Source organism: Streptomyces sp. NPDC048211 (genome assembly GCF_043202315.1).
Taxonomy (GTDB): Bacteria; Actinomycetota; Actinomycetes; order Streptomycetales; family Streptomycetaceae; genus Streptomyces.
Genome location: NZ_JBIDAD010000017.1, coordinates 1 through 18,281, shown reverse-complemented (window position 1 = coordinate 18,281; position 18,281 = coordinate 1). Strand labels below are relative to the sequence as shown.

At 72.0% G+C, this 18,281-nt stretch carries 18 protein-coding genes; 12 read left to right on the top strand and 6 right to left on the bottom strand.

The features are described from left to right. Positions 1–9 precede the first annotated feature (9 nt). The 10 genes from ACGFZA_RS37560 (at position 10) to ACGFZA_RS37515 (ending at position 12,202) form a co-directional block, all read left to right on the top strand. Positions 10–822 carry a helix-turn-helix domain-containing protein gene (locus ACGFZA_RS37560; RefSeq protein ID WP_393685150.1) on the top strand — a complete coding sequence of 271 codons (813 nt, stop codon included), beginning with the start codon at positions 10–12 and terminating at the stop codon, positions 820–822. Between the two features lie 52 nt (positions 823–874). Continuing rightward, complete coding sequence (locus ACGFZA_RS37555; RefSeq protein ID WP_385283843.1) at positions 875–1,414, top strand: DinB family protein; 540 nt, start codon at positions 875–877, stop codon at positions 1,412–1,414. Between the two features lie 380 nt (positions 1,415–1,794). Next, the gene (locus tag ACGFZA_RS37550; RefSeq protein WP_385283840.1) at positions 1,795–2,589 is read left to right on the top strand and encodes a TIGR03084 family metal-binding protein; all 795 of its coding nucleotides are present in this window, start codon (positions 1,795–1,797) and stop codon (positions 2,587–2,589) included. Continuing rightward, positions 2,586–4,298, top strand: a complete 1,713-nt coding sequence (locus tag ACGFZA_RS37545) for an acyclic terpene utilization AtuA family protein (protein WP_393685147.1) — start codon at positions 2,586–2,588, stop codon at positions 4,296–4,298. The genes ACGFZA_RS37550 and ACGFZA_RS37545 overlap by 4 nt, the downstream gene beginning before the upstream one ends. Further along, complete coding sequence (locus ACGFZA_RS37540) at positions 4,295–5,893, top strand: acyl-CoA carboxylase subunit beta (protein WP_385283835.1); 1,599 nt, start codon at positions 4,295–4,297, stop codon at positions 5,891–5,893. The genes ACGFZA_RS37545 and ACGFZA_RS37540 overlap by 4 nt, the downstream gene beginning before the upstream one ends. Before the next feature lie 106 nt (positions 5,894–5,999). Next, on the top strand, positions 6,000–7,961 hold the full coding sequence (locus ACGFZA_RS37535) for an acetyl/propionyl/methylcrotonyl-CoA carboxylase subunit alpha (RefSeq protein WP_393685145.1): 1,962 nt from the start codon (positions 6,000–6,002) through the stop codon (positions 7,959–7,961). Next, complete coding sequence (locus ACGFZA_RS37530; protein WP_385283831.1) at positions 7,958–9,118, top strand: acyl-CoA dehydrogenase family protein; 1,161 nt, start codon at positions 7,958–7,960, stop codon at positions 9,116–9,118. The genes ACGFZA_RS37535 and ACGFZA_RS37530 overlap by 4 nt, the downstream gene beginning before the upstream one ends. Before the next feature lie 197 nt (positions 9,119–9,315). Next, on the top strand, positions 9,316–10,890 hold the full coding sequence (locus ACGFZA_RS37525; protein WP_385283828.1) for a 4-coumarate--CoA ligase family protein: 1,575 nt from the start codon (positions 9,316–9,318) through the stop codon (positions 10,888–10,890). Continuing rightward, on the top strand, positions 10,887–11,621 hold the full coding sequence (locus tag ACGFZA_RS37520; RefSeq protein ID WP_385283825.1) for an enoyl-CoA hydratase family protein: 735 nt from the start codon (positions 10,887–10,889) through the stop codon (positions 11,619–11,621). Before ACGFZA_RS37525 ends, ACGFZA_RS37520 begins: the two co-directional genes overlap by 4 nt. Then, positions 11,609–12,202, top strand: a complete 594-nt coding sequence (locus ACGFZA_RS37515) for a TetR/AcrR family transcriptional regulator (RefSeq protein WP_385283822.1) — start codon at positions 11,609–11,611, stop codon at positions 12,200–12,202. Before ACGFZA_RS37520 ends, ACGFZA_RS37515 begins: the two co-directional genes overlap by 13 nt. Before the next feature lie 29 nt (positions 12,203–12,231). Here ACGFZA_RS37515 and ACGFZA_RS37510 read toward each other — a convergent pair whose 3' ends face one another. Continuing rightward, positions 12,232–12,792, bottom strand: coding sequence for a hypothetical protein (locus ACGFZA_RS37510; RefSeq protein ID WP_393685141.1), 561 nt, complete (start codon positions 12,790–12,792; stop codon positions 12,232–12,234). 324 nt (positions 12,793–13,116) lie between these two features. Further along, positions 13,117–13,617 (bottom strand): hypothetical protein, encoded by a 501-nt coding sequence (locus ACGFZA_RS37505; protein WP_393685139.1) that lies wholly within the window; start codon positions 13,615–13,617, stop codon positions 13,117–13,119. Between the two features lie 259 nt (positions 13,618–13,876). Here ACGFZA_RS37505 and ACGFZA_RS37500 point away from each other — a divergent pair, with 259 nt between their 5' ends. After that, positions 13,877–14,419, top strand: coding sequence for a GNAT family N-acetyltransferase (locus tag ACGFZA_RS37500; RefSeq protein WP_393685137.1), 543 nt, complete (start codon positions 13,877–13,879; stop codon positions 14,417–14,419). Between the two features lie 147 nt (positions 14,420–14,566). On the opposite strand, the gene ACGFZA_RS37495 is transcribed toward ACGFZA_RS37500, so the two are convergent. From ACGFZA_RS37495 to ACGFZA_RS37485, 3 genes are all read right to left on the bottom strand, one after another. Next, positions 14,567–15,151, bottom strand: a complete 585-nt coding sequence (locus ACGFZA_RS37495) for a hypothetical protein (protein WP_393685135.1) — start codon at positions 15,149–15,151, stop codon at positions 14,567–14,569. An 80-nt stretch (positions 15,152–15,231) separates the two neighbouring features. Next, entirely contained in the window at positions 15,232–15,726 is a 495-nt protein-coding gene (locus ACGFZA_RS37490; RefSeq protein ID WP_393685133.1) for a cupin domain-containing protein, read from the bottom strand. A gap of 48 nt (positions 15,727–15,774) precedes the next feature. Continuing rightward, positions 15,775–16,146 carry a DUF4267 domain-containing protein gene (locus ACGFZA_RS37485; RefSeq protein ID WP_393685131.1) on the bottom strand — a complete coding sequence of 124 codons (372 nt, stop codon included), beginning with the start codon at positions 16,144–16,146 and terminating at the stop codon, positions 15,775–15,777. A gap of 148 nt (positions 16,147–16,294) precedes the next feature. Here ACGFZA_RS37485 and ACGFZA_RS37480 point away from each other — a divergent pair, with 148 nt between their 5' ends. Beyond that, positions 16,295–17,185: a LysR family transcriptional regulator gene (locus ACGFZA_RS37480; RefSeq protein WP_393685129.1), complete on the top strand. Its 891-nt coding sequence runs from the start codon at positions 16,295–16,297 to the stop codon at positions 17,183–17,185. Positions 17,186–17,376: 191 nt separating this feature from the next. Here the strand turns inward: ACGFZA_RS37480 and ACGFZA_RS37475 are convergent, their stop codons facing one another. Continuing rightward, positions 17,377–17,907, bottom strand: coding sequence for a GNAT family N-acetyltransferase (locus ACGFZA_RS37475; protein ID WP_393685127.1), 531 nt, complete (start codon positions 17,905–17,907; stop codon positions 17,377–17,379). Positions 17,908–18,281: the final 374 nt, after the last annotated feature.

The window sequence follows — 18,281 nt, the reverse complement described above, 5'->3', positions numbered from 1 at the left end:
GTAGGCTCGGTGACCGTGCACACCGTCGGCGGACTCCTGCGGCAGTGGCGGCATCGCCGAGGGCTCAGCCAGCTCGATCTCGCGATCGCGGCCGACGTCTCGGCCCGTCACGTCAGCCTGGTGGAGACGGGCAAGTCCAACCCGAGCGCCGACATGGTCATCCGGCTCGCCGACCAGCTGGATGTGCCGTTGCGGGACCGCAACGGGCTGCTGCTCGCGGCCGGCCACGCACCCCGGTACACGGAGCGCCCACTCGACGACGCGGCGCTGTCGGCGGCCAGGGAGGCGGTCGCGCGGGTGCTCCGCGCGCATGAACCGTATCCGGCGCTCGCCTTCGACCGCCGGTGGGACATCGTGATGACCAACCGCGCGATCGAGCCGTTCTTCGCGGACGTCGACCCCGACCTGCTGCGGCCGCCGGTCAACCTGGTGCGGCTGGGGCTGGACCCGCGCGGGTTCGCCCCGCTGGTCGTCAACCTGGACGACGTGCGCGCGGTGTTCCGCTCCCGGATCAGACGTCAGCTCGCCGCTGCCCCCGACGACCGGCTCACCGCGCTCTACGAGGAACTGCTGGAGCCCGGTTCCGGGGAGGGGCCGAGCCGGTCGGTCGCCTCCGACTGCGACGTGGTGATCCCGATGATCCTCCGCTTCGGAGGCCGGGAGCTGAGGCTCTTCTCGACCATCACCACGTTCGGCACCCCGATGGACATCACGCTGGAGGAGGTCGCGATGGAGCTGTACTACCCGGCGGACGCGGAGAGCGCCTCCTACTTCGAGGAGGCCCGCCCGGCCCCCGGGCGGCCGCACGTATCCGACCGGTGAGGAGGGGCCGTTCGGCCTGCGTGGGCGGACGGGCGCTCCTAGGGTGGCCTCGATGACCACTCTGGAGGAAACCATGCCGGAACGCGACGATCTGCTCGCGCTCGTGACCGACCAGCGCACCAATTTTCTCTTCACCCTGGAGAACCTCGACGACACCCGGGCGCGCGCCCGCACGACCGTCAGCGAGCTGACCCTCGGCGGTCTGCTGAAGCACCTCGGGCTCGTGCAGCGCAGCTGGCTGGACGTGATCGAGGGCACCGCCCCGGCGAAGGTCGACTGGGCGGACCTCGACCCCGACGGCAACCGGATGACCGCCGTCGAGACGCTGCCCGAGCTGCTGGAGGCCTTCCACGCCGCGGCGGCCGCGTTCGACCGCACGGTACGCGAGGAGGCCGACTTCGACCGCGAGGTCACGCTGCCGTCGTACCCGTGGTCGCCGCCCGAGCCCGTCCGGTGGACGGTCCGCCGCGTCCTGTGGCACATCTTCCGCGAGATCGCCCACCACAGCGGCCACGCCGACATCATCCGCGAGGCGCTGGACGGCGCCAGCACGACGGCGAAGATGGCGGAGGCGGCGTCCAGGGGGAAGTAGCGGCGCCGGGCAGGGTGCCGGCCTGCCCGGCCGGTCGACACGGTGCCCCTGAGCCCCCCCAGGGCCGGCTAAGGGCTGTCCCGCAATTCCTGGCGGGCGCACGACGACAGCTACGGCACCTCGCCGCGTTGTCGAAACACCCGAATACATCCAGTATGCGGGCGCCTCTCCGCCTTGCGATGCACCGCATCTGACGCCGTGCGCTGATCCACCAGGAATTGCGGGACAGCCCTTAGGTGTCCCGGAGTCCCCCGGAGCCGGCGGCGCAGGTGCCGCGGGCCCGGCGGAAGCGGCGGGAAAACAATGCAAGCACGCTTGATTGTTTTCTGTTCCGCTGGCAGGCTCCGGGGCACACCGCCACGCCCCGAGGGGAGCGCACCGTGTCCGATGCTTCAGCCGTGCTCGACGACCTGCGCAGCGAGAGCGAGGAACTCGACCTGCTCGTCGCCGGGTTGAACGCCTCGCAATGGGCGGGCGCGACCCCCGCCGACGGCTGGACCGTCGCCCATCAGGTGGCCCATCTCAGCTGGACCGACGAGGTCGCGCTGCTCTCCGTCACGGAACCCGAGCGGTTCGGCGACGAGGTCGCCAGGGCGATGAAGGACCCCGAGGGCTTCGTCGACCGGGCCGCCGACGACGTCGTCGCCGCCTACGCACCCGACGCACTGCTCGTCCGCTGGCGCTCCGGCCGCGAGCGGCTCCAGGAGGCCCTGCGCGCCGCCCCCGCCGGGACGAAGTTCCCCTGGTACGGGCCGCCGATGAGCGTGGCCTCCATGGCGACCGGGCGGCTCATGGAGACCTGGGCCCACGGCCAGGACGTCGCCGACGCCGTAGGGGCGTCCCGCACCCCCACCGCCCGGCTGCGGCACGTCGCGCGGATCGGGGTCCGGGCCCGCGACTACGCCTTCCTCGTCCGGGGGATCCAGGCACCCGATGCGGAGTTCCGGGTGGAACTGGAGGGCCCGGACGGTGCGTTGATCGCCTACGGCCCCGAGGACGCGGCCCAGCGCGTCACCGGCCCGCTGCACGACTTCTGCCTGCTCGTCACCCAGCGCGCCCACCGCGACGACCTCGCCGTCCGGGCCGAGGGGGCCGACGCCGACACCTGGCTGGACATCGCGCAGGCCTTCGCCGGGCCCGCCGGGGCGGGACGCGCCCCCAAGGCCGGCCGATGACCGAGCCGCTGCGGATCGGCAACGCCTCCGGGTTCTACGGCGACCGCTTCGACGCCGTCCGCGAGATGCTCACCGGCGGCCCCCTCGACGTCCTCACCGGCGACTACCTCGCCGAGCTGACCATGCTCATCCTCGGCCGCAGCCGGCTCAAGGACCCGGCGCGCGGCTACGCCACCACCTTCCTGCGCCAACTGGAGGAAGGACTCGGGCTCGCCCACGAGCGCGGGGTGAAGATCGTCGCCAATGCGGGCGGGCTCAACCCGGCCGGACTGGCCGACGCCGTCAGGGAGCTGGCCGGAAAGGCCGGCGTGCCCGTGCGCGTCGCCCATGTCGAGGGCGACGGCCTCCCCGTCCCCGACGGCTACCTCACCGCCAACGCCTACCTCGGCGGCGCGGGCATCGCCGCCTGTCTGCGGGCCGGCGCCGACGTCGTCGTCACCGGCCGGGTCACCGACGCCGCCCTCGTCACCGGACCCGCCGCCGCGCACTTCGGCTGGGGGCCCGAGGACCACGACGCGCTCGCGGGAGCCGTCGTCGCCGGGCACGTACTGGAGTGCGGCACCCAGGCCACCGGGGGCAACTACTCCTTCTTCCGCGGCCACGACGTCCGCCGCCCCGGCTTCCCCGTCGCCGAGATCCACGCCGACGGGACGGCCGTCATCACCAAACACGACGGCACGGGCGGCGTCGTCGACGTCGGCACCGTCACCGCCCAGCTGCTGTACGAGACCGGCGGCGCCCGGTACGCGGGCCCCGACGTGACCGCCCGGCTCGACACCGTACGGCTGTCGCCCGACGGCCCCGACCGGGTCAGGATCTCCGGGGTGCGCGGCGAAGCCCCGCCGCCCACGCTCAAGGCCGGACTCACCCGGCTCGGCGGCTGGCGGAACGAGGTCGTCTTCGTCCTCACCGGACTCGGCATCGAGGACAAGGCGCAGCTCGTCCGCGACCAGATCGCCGACGCCTTCGCGCGCGCCGGGCGGCAGCCGGACGACGTGCGGTGGGAGCTCTCGCGCACCGACCGGACCGATGCCGCCACGGAGGAGACCGCGAGTGCCCTGCTGCGGCTCGTCGTCCGCGACCAGGACCCCGACGCCGTGGGGCGCGCCCTGTCCGGCGCGGCGATCGAGCTGGCGCTCGGCAGCTATCCGGGCTTCCATGTCACCGCCCCGCCCGGAAAGGGCGCGCCCTACGGGGTGTTCGAGGCGCGGTACGTACCGGCCGGGGACGTGGAACAGGTGGCCGTGCTGCCCGACGGGCGGCGCGAGGTGCAACAGCCGGCTGCCCGTACGCAGGCTCTGGCGGAGGCCGGACAGCCCGCACTGCCACCGCCGTTGGCCGCAGGGCCCACGCGCCTTGCCCCGCTCGGGCTCGTCGCGGGTGCCCGCAGCGGCGACAAGGGGGGCGACGCCAACATCGGGGTGTGGGTCCGCAGCGACGAGGCGTGGCGGTGGCTGGCCCACGAGCTGACCGTCGAGCGGCTGCGGGAGCTCCTCCCGGAGACCGCCGGCCTCCCCGTCGTACGCCATGTCCTGCCGAACCTGCGCGCCCTGAACTTCACCGTCCACGGGCTCCTCGGCGAAGGCGTCGCCGCCCAGCACCGCTTCGACCCGCAGGCCAAGGCCGTGGGGGAGTGGCTGCGCTCGCGCCGGCTGAGCATTCCCGAACAGCTGCTGGAGAGCGCCGACGCACCGGAGGTGCACGCATGACCGTCCTGCCCACCGGGCTCGACACCGCGAGCCCCGAATACGCCGCCCACCGGGCGGCCATGCTCGACAAGCTCGCCGAGCTGGACGCCGCGCACACGGCAGCGCTGGGAGGCGGCGGCGAGAAGTACGTCGAGCGGCACCGCTCGCGCGGCAAGCTGCTCGCCCGGGAGCGGATCGAGCTGCTCGTCGACGAGGACAGCCCGTTCCTGGAGCTGTCCCCGCTGGCCGCCTGGGGCAGTGATTACGCGGTCGGCGCCTCGCTCGTCACCGGGATCGGGGTGGTGGAGGGCGTGGAGTGCCTGATCACGGCCAACGACCCGACCGTACGCGGCGGAGCGTCCAACCCCTGGACGCTGAAGAAGGCCCTGCGGGCCAACGAGATCGCCTTCGCCAACCGGCTGCCCTGCATCAGCCTGGTCGAGTCGGGGGGTGCCGACCTGCCCTCGCAGAAGGAGATCTTCATCCCCGGCGGGGCGCTGTTCCGCGACATCACCCGGCTGTCGGCCGCCGGCATCCCGACCGTGGCCGTCGTCTTCGGCAACTCCACCGCCGGCGGGGCGTACGTCCCCGGCATGTCCGACCACACCGTCATGATCAAGGAGCAGTCCAAGGTCTTCCTCGGCGGCCCGCCCCTGGTGAAGATGGCCACCGGTGAGGAGAGCGACGACGAATCGCTGGGCGGCGCGGAGATGCACGCCCGCACCTCCGGTCTCGCCGACCACTTCGCCGTCGACGAGCAGGACGCCCTGCGCCAGGCGCGCCGCATCGTCGCCCGTCTCAACTGGCGCAAGGCACACCCTGATCCGGGACCGGCGGAGCCGCCCGCGTACGACCAGGACGAGCTGATCGGCATCGTGCCCGGCGATCTGAAGGTGCCCTTCGACCCGCGCGAGGTCATCGCCCGGCTGGTCGACGGCTCGGACTTCGACGCGTTCAAACCGTTGTACGGGACGAGCCTGGTCACCGGCTGGGCGAGGCTCCACGGCTATCCCGTCGGCATCCTCGCCAACGCGCAGGGGGTGCTGTTCAGCGAGGAGTCACAGAAGGCCGCCCAGTTCATCCAGCTCGCCAACCAGCGCGACATCCCGCTGCTGTTCCTGCACAACACCACCGGCTACATGGTCGGCAAGGAGTACGAGCAGGGCGGCATCATCAAGCACGGCGCGATGATGATCAACGCGGTCGCGAACTCCAGGGTCCCGCACCTGTCCGTCCTGATGGGCGCCTCCTACGGCGCCGGGCACTACGGCATGTGCGGCCGGGCCTACGACCCGCGCTTCCTGTTCGCCTGGCCCGGCAGCAAGTCCGCCGTCATGGGGCCGCAGCAACTGGCCGGGGTGCTGTCGATCGTCGCCCGCGCCTCGGCCGCCGCGAAGGGGCGGCCGTACGACGACGAGGCGGACGCCGGACTGCGCGCCATGGTCGAGCAGCAGATCGAGGCCGAGTCCCTGCCGATGTTCCTGTCCGGGCGGCTGTACGACGACGGGGTCATCGACCCGCGCGATACCAGGACCGTCCTCGGAATGTGCCTGTCCGCCATCCACACCGCACCGGTCGAGGGCGCCCGCGGCGGCTTCGGCGTCTTCCGGATGTGAGAGGCCCCTCTTTGCGGCTGAACCGCCGCCGCTCTCGCGGAGGTGGTTGCTCGCCATCGGGTTCCTCAATTGATGGTTGCGGTGATCTAGCGGAAAGAGTTCTCCCTTGACAACCACTGTTCACTCACTCCTCGTCGCCAACCGCGGTGAGATCGCCTGCCGGATCTTCCGCACCTGCCGCGCGCTGGGCATCGCCACCGTCGCCGTGCACTCCGACGCGGACGCCGACGCCCTGCACGTACGGGAGGCCGACACCGCCGTGCGGCTGCCGGGGGCCGCGCCCTCCGACACGTATCTGCGCGGCGACCTCGTGGTCGCCGCCGCCCTCGCGGCGGGCGCCGACGCCGTCCACCCCGGATACGGCTTCCTCTCGGAGAACGCCGGATTCGCCGCCGCCGTGCAGGACGCCGGACTCACCTGGGTCGGCCCGCCGGTCAAGGCCATCGAGCTGATGGCGTCCAAGACCCGGGCCAAGGAACTGATGGCCGCCGCCGGGGTCCCGCTGCTCGCCCCCGTCGACCCGGCCGCGGCCCGTGCCGAGGACCTGCCGCTGCTGCTCAAGGCCGCGGCGGGCGGCGGCGGACGCGGCATGCGGATCGTACGGGAACTGGGCGACCTGCCCGGCGAGTTGACGGCCGCCGCCGCCGAGGCGCTGTCCGCCTTCGGGGACGGCGAGGTCTTCGCCGAGCCGTACGTGGAGCGCGGCCGGCACGTCGAGGTCCAGATCATGGCCGACGCACACGACGGCGTCTGGGCGCTCGGCACCCGCGACTGCTCGCTCCAGCGCCGCCACCAGAAGGTCATCGAGGAGGCCCCCGCTCCCGGTCTCGACGACGGGCTGCGGGACGGGCTGCACACTGCCGCGACGGCCGCCGCGCGGGCCGTCGGCTACCGGGGCGCCGGTACCGTCGAATTCCTCGTCGCCTCCGACGGGCGCCCGTACTTCCTGGAGATGAACACCCGCCTCCAGGTCGAACACCCCGTCACCGAGGCCGTGTTCGGGCTCGACCTCGTCGCCCTGCAACTGCGGATCGCGGAGGGCGAGCCGCTGCCCGCCGCCGCGCCCCCTCAGCCCACCGGGCACGCCGTCGAGGCCCGGCTCTACGCCGAGGACCCCGCCCGCGACTGGCAGCCGCAGACCGGAGCGCTGCTCGCACTCGACGTGCCGGACGAGCCCGGACTGCGCCTGGACACCGGATACACCGGCGGCGACACCATCGGCGTGCACTACGACCCGATGCTCGCCAAGGTCATCGCCCACGCCCCGACCCGCACCGAGGCCGTACGCCTCCTCGCCCGCGCCCTGGAACGCGCCCGCGTCCACGGCCCCGTCACCAACCGCGACCTCCTCGTACGCTCCCTGCGCCACCCGGACTTCGCCGCCGCCCGCCTCGACACCGGCTTCTACGACCGTCATCTGGAGGAGCTGGCCGCCGCACCCGCGGAAGCGGCCGTCCGGCTGGCCGCCACCGCCGCCGCACTCGCCGAGGCGGCCGGGAACGCCGTCGCCGCCTCCGCGGGCGTCACCCGCTTCGGCGCCTGGCGCAACCTCCCCTCGCAGCCCCGGCTCCGGCGCTACCGCAGCGAGCCGGACGGCCGGGAGTACGCGATCGCCTACCGCACCACCCGCGACGGCGTCACCCCCGACACCGGGGATGTCCGGGTCGTCTCCGCGCACCGTGACCGCGTCACCCTCGCATCCGAAGGCGTCACACGGCACTTCGACATCGCCGGCCGGGGCGACCGGCTCCACGTGGACACCGCCACCGGCTCGTACACGTTCACCGCGCTGCCCCGCTTCACCGACCCCGCCGAGCGCACCGAACCCGGCTCCCTGCTCGCCCCCATGCCCGGCACCGTCGTCCGCCTCGCGGACGGCCTCGCGGCCGGCGCGGCCGTCGAGGCCGGGCAGCCGCTGATCTGGCTGGAGGCGATGAAGATGGAGCACCGCATCCTCGCCCCCGCCTCCGGCACCCTCACCGCCCTGCATGCCGCACCCGGCCTCCAGGTGGAGGTCGGCGCCCTGCTCGCCGTCGTCACTGACGCACAGGAGGAAACGAACGCATGAGCACCGTCCTCGAAACCGAAGAGCACCAGGCGCTGCGCGCCGCCGTCGCCGCACTCGGAAAGCGGTACGGGCGTGACTACATGACCTCCGTGATCCGCGACGGAGCCCACCCCCGGGAGCTGTGGGCCGATGCCGCCAAACTCGGCTACCTCGGTGTGAACCTGCCCGAGGAGTACGGCGGCGGAGGCAGTGGCATGGCGGAACTCTCCATCGTCCTGGAGGAGTTGGGGGCCGCCGGATCCCCGCTCCTGATGATGGTCGTCTCCCCGGCCATCTGCGGCACGGTCATAGCCCGCTTCGGCACCGACGCCCAGAAGCGGCAGTGGCTGCCGGGCCTCGCCGACGGCAGCCTCACCATGGCCTTCGGCATCACCGAGCCCGACGCCGGTTCCAACTCCCACCGGATCACCACCACCGCCCGCCGCGACGGCGAGGACTGGGTCCTCACCGGGCGCAAGGTCTTCGTCTCCGGCGTCGACATCGCGGACGCCACCCTCATCGTCGGCCGCACCGAGGACGCCAGGACCGGCAAGCTGAAGCCCTGCCTGTTCATCGTCCCGCGCGAGGCCCCCGGCTTCCAGCGCTCGCAGATCGACATGGAACTCCAGGCCCCGGAGAAGCAGTTCGAACTCGTCCTCGACGACGTCACCCTGCCCGGCGACGCACTCGTCGGCGACCAGGACGCCGGACTCCTCCAGCTCTTCGCCGGGCTCAACCCCGAACGCATCATGACCGCCGCCTTCGGCATCGGCATGGGCCGCTACGCCCTCGCCCGCGCGGTGGAGTACGCGAAGACCCGCCAGGTGTGGAAGGAGCCCATCGGCTCCCACCAGGCCATCGCCCACCCCCTGGCCCAGGCCCACATCGAACTCGAACTCGCCCGCCTGATGATGCAGAAGGCCGCCCGGCTCTACGACGACGGCGATGACATCGGCGCGGGCGAGGCCGCCAACATGGCGAAGTACGCCGCGGGAGAGGCCTGCGTCAGGGCCGTCGACCAGGCCGTGCACACCCTCGGCGGCAACGGCCTGACCCGCGAGTACGGCCTCGGGTCCCTGATCACCGCGTCCCGGGTGGCCCGGATCGCGCCCGTCAGCCGGGAGATGATCCTGAACTACGTGTCCCACCAGTCCCTGGGCCTGCCCAAGTCCTACTGACCGGGCCCCGGGGGCCCGTGCGGGCCCGTACCGCCCGTCCCGTCCGACCGGTCCGTCCGACCGGTCCGTCCGGGGGCTTCCCGGACGGACCGGCAGAGGCGATCCTGACCCTCTCCACCACCGAACGGCCCCTCGGCGTCCCCGCCGCCCCAGGGCGGGGTGCCGGACAGGCCGTACCCGCCTCGAAGGGAACCGCCATGGTGTTCCACAGCGAGTACGCAGATGTCCCGGCCCTCGAAACACCCATCCACGAAACGGTCCTCGGCGGGGCCGCGGCCTTCGGTGACACCGTCGCCCTGATCGACGGCACCAACGGGATGAGCATCACCTACGCCCAGCTCGACACCTTCCACCGCCGCATCGCCGCCCACCTCGCAGGGGCGGGCCTGCGCAAGGGCGACGTCCTCGCCCTGCACAGCCCCAACACCATCGCCTACCCGGCCGTCTTCTACGGGGCCACGCGCGCCGGAGCCTGCGTCACCACCGTGCACCCGCTGGCCACCGCCGAGGAGTTCGCCAAGCAGCTCAAGGACAGTGCCGCCCGCTGGATCGTCACCGTGTCGCTGTTCCTCGACGTCGCCCGGGAGGCCGCCGCACGCGCGGGCGGCATCCGGGAGATCTTCGTCTGCGACCAGGCCGAGGGGCACACGTCCGTGCTCGACATGCTGGGCTCCACCGCCCCGGAACCGGAGATCGAGTTCACCGCCGGGGACGTCGCCGCCCTCCCGTACTCCTCCGGGACCACCGGCGCCCCCAAGGGCGTCATGCTCACCCACCGCTCCATCGGCACCAATCTGGAGCAGCTGCGCCCCTTCATCCCGATGGAGGCCGGCCACAGGATCCTCGCCGTCCTCCCCTTCTTCCACATCTACGGGCTGACCGCCCTGATGAACGTCCCGCTGCGCTGCGGCGCCACGGTCGTCGTGCTGCCCCGCTTCGACCTCGACCAGTTCCTCGGCGTGATCCAGGAACACCGCATCGCCGGGCTGTACGTGGCCCCGCCGATCGTCCTGGCCCTCGCCAAGCACCCGGCCGTCGGCAACTACGACCTCTCCTCGCTGGAGTACGTCGTCAGCGCCGCCGCACCCCTGGACGCCGACCTCGCCGCCGCCTGTTCCGCCCGCCTCGGCCTGCCCCCCGTGCGGCAGGCGTACGGCATGACGGAACTCTCGCCCGGCACCCATGTCGTGCCCCTGGACGCGGAGAACCCGCCGCCCGGAGCCGTGGGGAAACTGCTGCCGAGCACCGAGATGCGGATCACGTCCATCGAGGACCCCGGGACGGACCTCGGTATCGACACCGACGGGGAGATCCTCATCCGCGGCCCCCAGACGATGAAGGGCTACCTCAACCGCCCCGAGGACACCGAGCACATGATCGACGGCGACGGCTGGGTGCACACCGGCGACATCGGACGCGTCGACGCGGACGGCTGGCTCTTCGTCGTCGACCGGGTCAAGGAACTCATCAAGTACAAGGGCTACCAGGTCGCCCCCGCCGAGCTCGAAGCACTCCTCCTCACCCACGCGTCGATCGCCGACGCGGCCGTCGTCGGCGTGTACGACGCCGACGGCAACGAGATCCCGAAGGCCTTCCTCGTACGACAGCCGGCCGCCCCGGACCTCACCGCCGACGACGTCATGACGTACGTCGCCGGACACGTCGCCCCGTACAAGAAGATCCGCCGCGTCGAATTCATCGACGCCGTACCGCGCGCCGCGTCCGGCAAGATCCTGCGCCGCGAACTGCGCGACAGGGAGAAGCAGCCATGACCCTCGCCCCACCCGCCCACGACCGGGGCATCACCACCCTGACCCTGGACTCCCCGGCCAACCGCAACGCCCTGAGCGCACCGCTCGTGGCCGGGCTGACCGAGGCCCTCGACGCCTGCGCGGCGGACGGCACCGTACGGGCCGTGGTCCTCACCCACACCGGCAACACGTTCTGCGCGGGCGCCGACCTCAGGGCGCCGGCCGACCCGCACGCCTTCGTCGCCCTCATGCGGCGGATCGTCACGCTGCCCAAACCGGTCGTCGCCCGGGTCACCGGCCACGTCCGGGCGGGCGGTCTCGGCCTCCTCGGCGCCTGCGACATCTCGGTCGCCGGCCCCGACTCCTCCTTCGCCCTCACCGAATCCCGACTCGGCCTCGCCCCGGCCGTCATCTCCCTGCCCCTGCTGCCCCGTCTCGACCCGCGCGCGGCAGCCCGCTACTACCTCACCGGCGAACGCTTCGACGCGACGGAAGCCGCCCGGACCGGCCTCGTGAGCATCGCCGCCGAGGACGTGGACAAGGCGCTCGTACCGGTACTCGACGGGCTGCGCAGGGCCTCGCCCCAGGGGCTGGCCGCATCGAAGGAGCTGGTCACGGCTACTGTGCGGGAGACTTTCGATCAGTACGCCGAAGACCTCATCGCCCGCTCCGCCGCACTCTTCGCCTCCGACGAGGCACGGGAGGGGATGACGGCCTTCCTGGAACGACGGGATCCCGCATGGCGGCTGTGACGCCCACGAGCCCCAAGTCCCCGAAGCAGGACCGCAGCCGCGCCACCCGGCAGAAGCTCCTCGAAGCCGCGGTCGCCTGCCTCGCCGAACACGGCTGGGCGGGCTCCACCGTCTCCGTCGTCGCGATGCGCGCCGGCGTCTCGCGGGGGGCCGCCCAGCACCACTTCCCCACCCGCGAGGACCTGTTCACCGCAGCCGTCGAGTACGTCGCCGAGGAACGCTCCGCCGCGCTGCGCGCCGTCCCCGACCAGGACCGCGCAGCCGTCGTGGCCGCCCTCGTCGACCTCTACACCGGGCCGCTGTTCCGCGCCGCGCTCCAGCTCTGGGTCGCCGCCTCCAACGAGGAACAGCTGCGCCCCCGCGTCACCGAACTCGAAGCCCGCGTCGGCCGCGAGACCCACCGCATCGCGGTCGGCCTCCTGCACGCCGACGAATCCCGCCCCGGCGTACGGGAGACGGTCCAGGGCCTGCTCGACATGGCCCGCGGCCTGGGCCTCGCCAACGTCCTCACCGACGACACGGCCCGCCGTCGCCGGGTGGTGGCGCAGTGGGCGGCGATGGTGGAGGAAGCACTGGGGTGAGCGGGGGCGGGACAGCGGTGCCCGCGGGGTCAGGCGCGTACCGCGGAGATCAGGAGACCGTTCCCGGCCTTGATCCTCAGCGTGCTGCCGTCCCACACGACGGGCAGCGGGGACGGAGTGGTGTCCACCGGTGAGCCGGGATCGACGGGCCCCGACTGCGCGTCATGCCCCCATCGCAGGGTGAGCGACGCGTCCTGACCGACGGTGGCGGGCATGCCGGTGGCGGCCCAGACGTTCTCGGAGTCCCTGCCGTCGATCCGGACGGTGAGCCCGTCCCCGGCGAGCTCGAACGAACCCGTCAGCTCACCCCCGTCGAGGCTCCAGGTCCGGCCGGTGAACTCGATCCGCCCGTACGCGTCGTTGACCCGTCCCTGCGGGGTGTAGGAGAGCTTCCACGCCCCGCGCACGAAGGCCTGGACGGCGGCCCCGGTGACGGTCGGACGGGCGGACCCGCCGGCCGCCCCCGACGCCTCGTCGGCCTCGTTCTTCCCACAGGCCGCCAGCACCACGGCGAGCAGCCCGAGGCCGCCGTACCTGAGGGCGTCGCGCCTGCGCACGCTCTTCCGCAACTGCCCGAGTTCGTTCTGCACGTGGACCCGCCTTTCCTGCCGCTGCCCGGCCGTTCCTGCCCGGAACGGCCCGGGAGCCAGAGTGTGGCGCGGGGATGGCCGTGATGTCAGGAGATTGCGCGTATATCCGCGTACACGCCCATCGGGATGGGAAGCGTGGTATTCGGGCGTGCGGGAAACACCCTCCAGAGCAGACCCGGCCACGACTTCCAGCGGCAGGCATCCCCGGCGCTCGCCCTGCGCGCGGCGCTGAGGAAGCAACTCAGGCAGGAGAGAAGAGGCGGTGGCCGGGGCTGGTTCCGGCTGTGACGGCCGTCCTCGTGGCTGCGCGATCCGGTGCCGTGATCACCGGGCGAACAGACGTCGCCGCCTGCGAGGCCGGGTCGTGAACGCCGTTCGCGGGACGCCCAGCGCGTCGAGCCGCGACATGAGCCGGTCCTCCTGCTCCGATGTGACGGCGATCCACAGGGCCGTGCCCGTGTCGCCGGCGCTGAAGATCTCTCGGCCCTGTCGCCACGCCTCGGCGTGGATCGTGTAGGGAGCCAGGGCCAGGAGCACGTCGAACTGCGTGTCGTCGCGGACGTCGACGTCGACCCCCATGCCGGGATCGCCCTTCGCGGGCCGGACGCCCTCGGTCACCTCGGCGGCGGCCATCGACAGCACCTGCTCGTACGCGGGCGCCACCTCCCGCGGCCAGGCGTCATCGCTGTAGGCATCGACGTGGGCCGTCTCGATGCTGTCGCGCAGGACACGAAGCGCCTCACGGTGAACCCGCACGACGTCTGCTGCCTCCAGGCCCTCGCGGAGGAACAGGTCGCGACGTGGTTCATCGGCTTCACCGGTCATGCGGCTCAGCCTTTCACGCGCCGATGGCGCCTGTGGGAGGGGCTGCCCCTCCACGGCTGAGGCTGCCGGCGCGGCCGCCCGGCGGGACAGCCCGTAGCGGCCGGACCCGACGCCGGAACAGCGCACCGTCCTCGGGCCGGGGACGAGGGAGGTGGTCAGGTTGTCCATGTCGCGCGCAGGGGTGCCCGTCGGCTCGCCCCCGGCCGGGCACCGCCGGATATCCTGCCTTGTCCTGAACAGGCCAGGGAGGTCCCACACCATGAGCAGCACACCGTCACCGTTTCCCGCCCGGATCGAGCTCACGGGGGAGGGGCTCGTCCTGCGGGACTGGACGGAGGCGGACCTGGCCGCGATGCCGGACCTCTTCGACCACCCCGACGTCGCGCACTGGACGCCGATCGTCTCGCCCTTCGACGAGACCGCTGCCCGCGCCCGGCTGGACAAGGCCCGGCAGCTGCGGGCGGAAGGCACCTCCATCCTGCTCGCGATCACCACCGACGGCGGCGCCCCGCTCGGCGAGGTGATGCTCCGGCGCGCCCCCGAGGGCACGGAGATCGGTTACGCGGTCGGCCCGGCCCACCGGGGCCAGGGCCTGGCCGCGCGGGCGGTGCGCGTGATGGCCGCCTACGCCTTCGGGGAACTGGGCGCGGAGCAGGTGATCCTGGAGCTGGAGGCCGAGAACGCGTCCAGCGTCGCGGTGGCGAAGAGGACGGGCTTCAGCCTCCTCGACGTACCCCTGATCGAGGGGGAGGAGAAGGGTCGCCCGTTCGTCCTGCAGACGTGGGGGCTGAACCGTCCCTGACGCCGGTGGGGCAGGGCGGTGCGGTTCGCCCCGCGCGTCCCACCCGAAGCCGGTGCACGGTCATGAGCACCGCCGCACTGTCGACCGACGGGTGCATCGGTCCGAGCAGTGTCTCCGGACTCGATGCCGCTCGTCGGCCGACGGATGTCAGGAGATGAAATCGGTCAGTGTGCAGTCGTCCACGAGCCCCTTCTCCTTCGTGTAACCGCTCGGGATCCGGGTCTCCGGGTCGCAGATGAGGGAGAGAAGCCCGGAATCCTTGAGGTTGGCCCGCGTCTCGGGGCCACCGGTGACGGCGAAGTCCTTGCCGACGAGGTATCCGGCGGGGCCGCGCTTGGCCGCCTGGGTCTGGAAGCTCTTCATGTCGTTGACGGACATGAGCGTGATCCCGTTGTGGCTCGCGTCGTAGCAGACGGCACGTTCCTTGATGCCCCACAGCTTGCCGGTCGACTCCGCACCCGGGTCGTCCTCGTCGTCGTAGTCCTTGTCCTCCACGTGCAGATCGGTGCACGTGGTGCGCTGACTGACGAACGTCTCGATGTCCGCCACGGTGCCGGCGCTCGGCCGGCCGGGCGGTTCGGCGTCCCTGAGCCGTCCCCCGCTGCCGGCGGACTGCCCGTCGCCGTCGGCGGCCGCGCCCGTGCCGCCGCCGCCCTCGTCACTGCCGCAGCCGGTGACCGCCGTCAGTGCCAGGACAGCCGCACCGACTACGACCATGCTCCGCAACCGCATTCCTTCTCCTCGCTGCAATGCATCGGATGATGTGTTCCCCCGCCCCCGCCCGCGCCGAGTGCGTCTGCGGGCCGGCCGGATCAGGCGCGAGCGGCGTTCCATGCCTCGCTCTGGCGGAAGTACGTGTCGTACAACCCCTGGACGTCCAGCAGGCTCTCCGGTGAGACCCTCCCGTACGCGATGCTCTCGAGGTGCCGGAAGTACGCGAAGCGCTCCACCCCCGGAGTGATCACGATGAGGATGTCCGCGCTTTCACCGGGGGCGGCCGCGAAGGCATGCGGCACGTTCGGCGGGACGACGACGAGATCGCCCCGCCCGGCCGTGACGACGTCGTCTCCGGAGAGCAGTTGGGCCGTGCCGTCCAGCACGTAGAAGAGCTCGGCGGAGTGGGCGTGGTGGTGGGGGTTCGCACCGTTCGTGCCCTCGGTGAGCGTGACACGCTGGGTGGACAGAGCACCTCCGGTGGCGCTGCTGTCGGCCAGCAGGCGGATGGTGGTCGGGGCGCGTCCGACGACCTCGGCGTCGGCCTCGCGCACGACGAGGGACCGGTCGAAATCCGGGTGGATCAGGGACATCTGCTCACTTCCTCGGAACTCCGGAGTGGCGGTGTGGCGGAGTAGGGATCAGGCCGCGAAGAGAAGGGCGGCCGAGGCGAGGACCGCGACTGCCGTGGCCAGGTGGATACCGAAGGCCACCGCCCTCGTACCACCGTTACGGAGGACGATCACCGTGTCTCCCAGCGGGGTCAGCGCGATCACGAGCATGAACCAGGCCGCCGCGTCCGTGTCCGAGAAGGCCAGCAGGGCGAGTCCGAGGAGGCCCGAGACGAGGTCGCGCAGCCCTTTGATGGTCAGGTAAGCGGAGTCGCCGTCGTCCTTGGCGGGCACGCCGTAGCCGGCGGCAGCGGCCCTGGGCTGGAAGAAGAAGCGCAGCCCGATGAAGACGACCAGGAGATCGAGCACCACGGCCAAGCCGTACGCGAACGGTGTGAGCACGTCATCTCCTGTGCCTGTGCCGGGAATTGCCGATGAATGTCCTCCAGGGGGACGTGCCCCAGGATGGAGCGCGGGAAGCGCGTGAACAATCCTCCGCTCGACATGGTGTGATAACCCAGGAGTTATCGATGGAGGCCGGGGGGAAGCCATGGAACTGCGGGACATCGAGATCTTCCTGACACTGGCCGAGGAACTGCACTTCGGCCGGACGGCGGACCGTCTGCACGTGTCGCAGGCGCGAGTGAGTCAGTCGATCGCCAAGCAGGAGCGGAAGATCGGCGCGCGCCTCTTCGACCGGAGCAGCCGCAAGGTCGAGCTCACCGCCATCGGAACACAACTGCGGCGAGACCTCGGCGCGGGCTACCAGCAGATACTCGACGCCACCCGCGCGGCCACCGCGGCTGCCCGCGGCGCGATGAGCACGCTGACCCTCGGGCTGCACGGTCCCCAGGCACACGACCACGCACGCCTGCTCGACCTGTTCCGGAGCCGGCACCCCGAAGTCGACCTCCGCATTCAGGAGGTCGTCTTCACCGACCCCTTCGGCCCTCTCCGGAACGGCTCGGTCGACGTGGCGACCGCCTGGCTGCCCGTGCGTGAACCGGATCTCACCGTCGGCCCGGTCATCGTCACCGAACCCCTGCTTCTCATGGTCGCCACCGATCACCCCCTCGCCGACCGCGACGCCGTCAGCATGGAGGAACTGGCGGAATGGCCCCTGCCGCACTCCGCCACACCCATCCCCGAGTACTGGCAGCAGACGCTGGTCCCCACACACACCCCCGGGGGCCGGCCCACCCGGCGGGGCCCGAAGATCTCCACGTTCCAGGAGCTCGCCGCCGTGGTCGCGGCGGGTGGCGCGATCAGCCTCGTCCACGGCGATGCGGCACGCTACTACCAGTGGCAGGGCCTGCGATATCTCCGCCCGTACGACGCTCCGACGGCGAGCTGGGCCCTGATCTGGCCGACGGCAGGAGAGACGGGGCTGGTCCGGGCGCTCGCAAGCGCGGCGCGGGACACGGGACCGCTGACCGGCTGAGGGGCGATCCGAACGTCACCGGAACACGGGTGCGCCCGACGTCCGCCTCACCAGCGGTGCCACGGCAGGAAGTGCTCCGCGATCGCCGACGCCGCGTCGACCTCCGCTTCAAGTCCGCCCTGCGCAGGCGGGAGCGGGTTTCCACAGACCTGTGGAGGAGCCGAAGCAGCGGGCGGAGCACCGGCCCGGCATCAGGGCCTCCGGAGTCCGCCCACCCACCAGTCGTGCGGCTCGCCGTCGTTGGCGATGCCGCGATTGCGCAGCGTCCCTTCGACGGTGAAGCCGAGCTTCTCGGCGACGGCACGCGAGCCGGTGTTCCCGGCCATGGCCCACCACTCGATGCGGTGGACGTCGAGGGTGGCCCAGCCCCAGTCGCACAGGGCCCGAGCGGCCTCCACCGAGTACCCGCGTCCGCGTTGCTCCTTGACCGCCCAGTAACCGAGCTCCCAGACGCCCCGGCTGACGAGTGTCAGGCAGTACGAGCCGATCAGGGCGCCGGTGTCCTTGCGGAACGCGCCGAGGGTGTAGTCCCTGTCCTCGGCCCACTGAGCGGGCAGCTTCTCGCCGACGAGCTTCTCCGCGTCCGCACGCCGGTACGGGACCGGCACCGGGGTGTAGAACTGGATGGCCTCGTCCTGGCAGGCCTCGTACACCGCGTCCACGTCGGCAGGGGTGAAGGCCCGCAGCACCAGACGGCCGGTCTCAAGAGTCACTGGATCCATCGCGGCAGTATGGCCACCACCGAGAAGGGGCGACCAGCGAAATAACCCGGCTGACCACCGCGCAGCCGTTCAGGGGGATTTGAGGAGGTCGCGGAGTCCGGCGACGAGTGCGGTGACGTCGCGTTCGACGGGCGGCGCCGCTGTGGGACCTGTGGGGGTCGTGGGCCGGCGGCAGGGGCGGCAGAGGCCGTCGGGGAGTGCTGCGGCGGGGCCGGGGGCGGCGCGGGAGCCGGGAGGGGTACGGGCTCGGGCAGGTGCTCGAATCTCGCGGCTCGCATCTAACTGATCGTTTCAGAATGAGATCGGTGTGGTGGCTTGGCAGTTGGGTGTTGGGTCGGCAGGATCTGGTAGGTGTCTGCTGATCTTGTGCCTGA

Coding starts and splice junctions, on each gene's coding strand:
- ACGFZA_RS37495 (WP_393685135.1), bottom strand. CDS start 15,151: ATGCGGTTGCGGAGCATGGTCGTAGTCGGTGCGGCTGTCCTGGCACTG.
- ACGFZA_RS37540 (WP_385283835.1), top strand. CDS start 4,295: ATGACCGTCCTGCCCACCGGGCTCGACACCGCGAGCCCCGAATACGCC.
- ACGFZA_RS37525 (WP_385283828.1), top strand. CDS start 9,316: ATGGTGTTCCACAGCGAGTACGCAGATGTCCCGGCCCTCGAAACACCC.
- ACGFZA_RS37480 (WP_393685129.1), top strand. CDS start 16,295: ATGGAACTGCGGGACATCGAGATCTTCCTGACACTGGCCGAGGAACTG.
- ACGFZA_RS37500 (WP_393685137.1), top strand. CDS start 13,877: ATGAGCAGCACACCGTCACCGTTTCCCGCCCGGATCGAGCTCACGGGG.
- ACGFZA_RS37505 (WP_393685139.1), bottom strand. CDS start 13,617: ATGACCGGTGAAGCCGATGAACCACGTCGCGACCTGTTCCTCCGCGAG.
- ACGFZA_RS37530 (WP_385283831.1), top strand. CDS start 7,958: ATGAGCACCGTCCTCGAAACCGAAGAGCACCAGGCGCTGCGCGCCGCC.
- ACGFZA_RS37555 (WP_385283843.1), top strand. CDS start 875: ATGACCACTCTGGAGGAAACCATGCCGGAACGCGACGATCTGCTCGCG.
- ACGFZA_RS37520 (WP_385283825.1), top strand. CDS start 10,887: ATGACCCTCGCCCCACCCGCCCACGACCGGGGCATCACCACCCTGACC.
- ACGFZA_RS37490 (WP_393685133.1), bottom strand. CDS start 15,726: ATGTCCCTGATCCACCCGGATTTCGACCGGTCCCTCGTCGTGCGCGAG.
- ACGFZA_RS37515 (WP_385283822.1), top strand. CDS start 11,609: ATGGCGGCTGTGACGCCCACGAGCCCCAAGTCCCCGAAGCAGGACCGC.
- ACGFZA_RS37475 (WP_393685127.1), bottom strand. CDS start 17,907: ATGGATCCAGTGACTCTTGAGACCGGCCGTCTGGTGCTGCGGGCCTTC.
- ACGFZA_RS37545 (WP_393685147.1), top strand. CDS start 2,586: ATGACCGAGCCGCTGCGGATCGGCAACGCCTCCGGGTTCTACGGCGAC.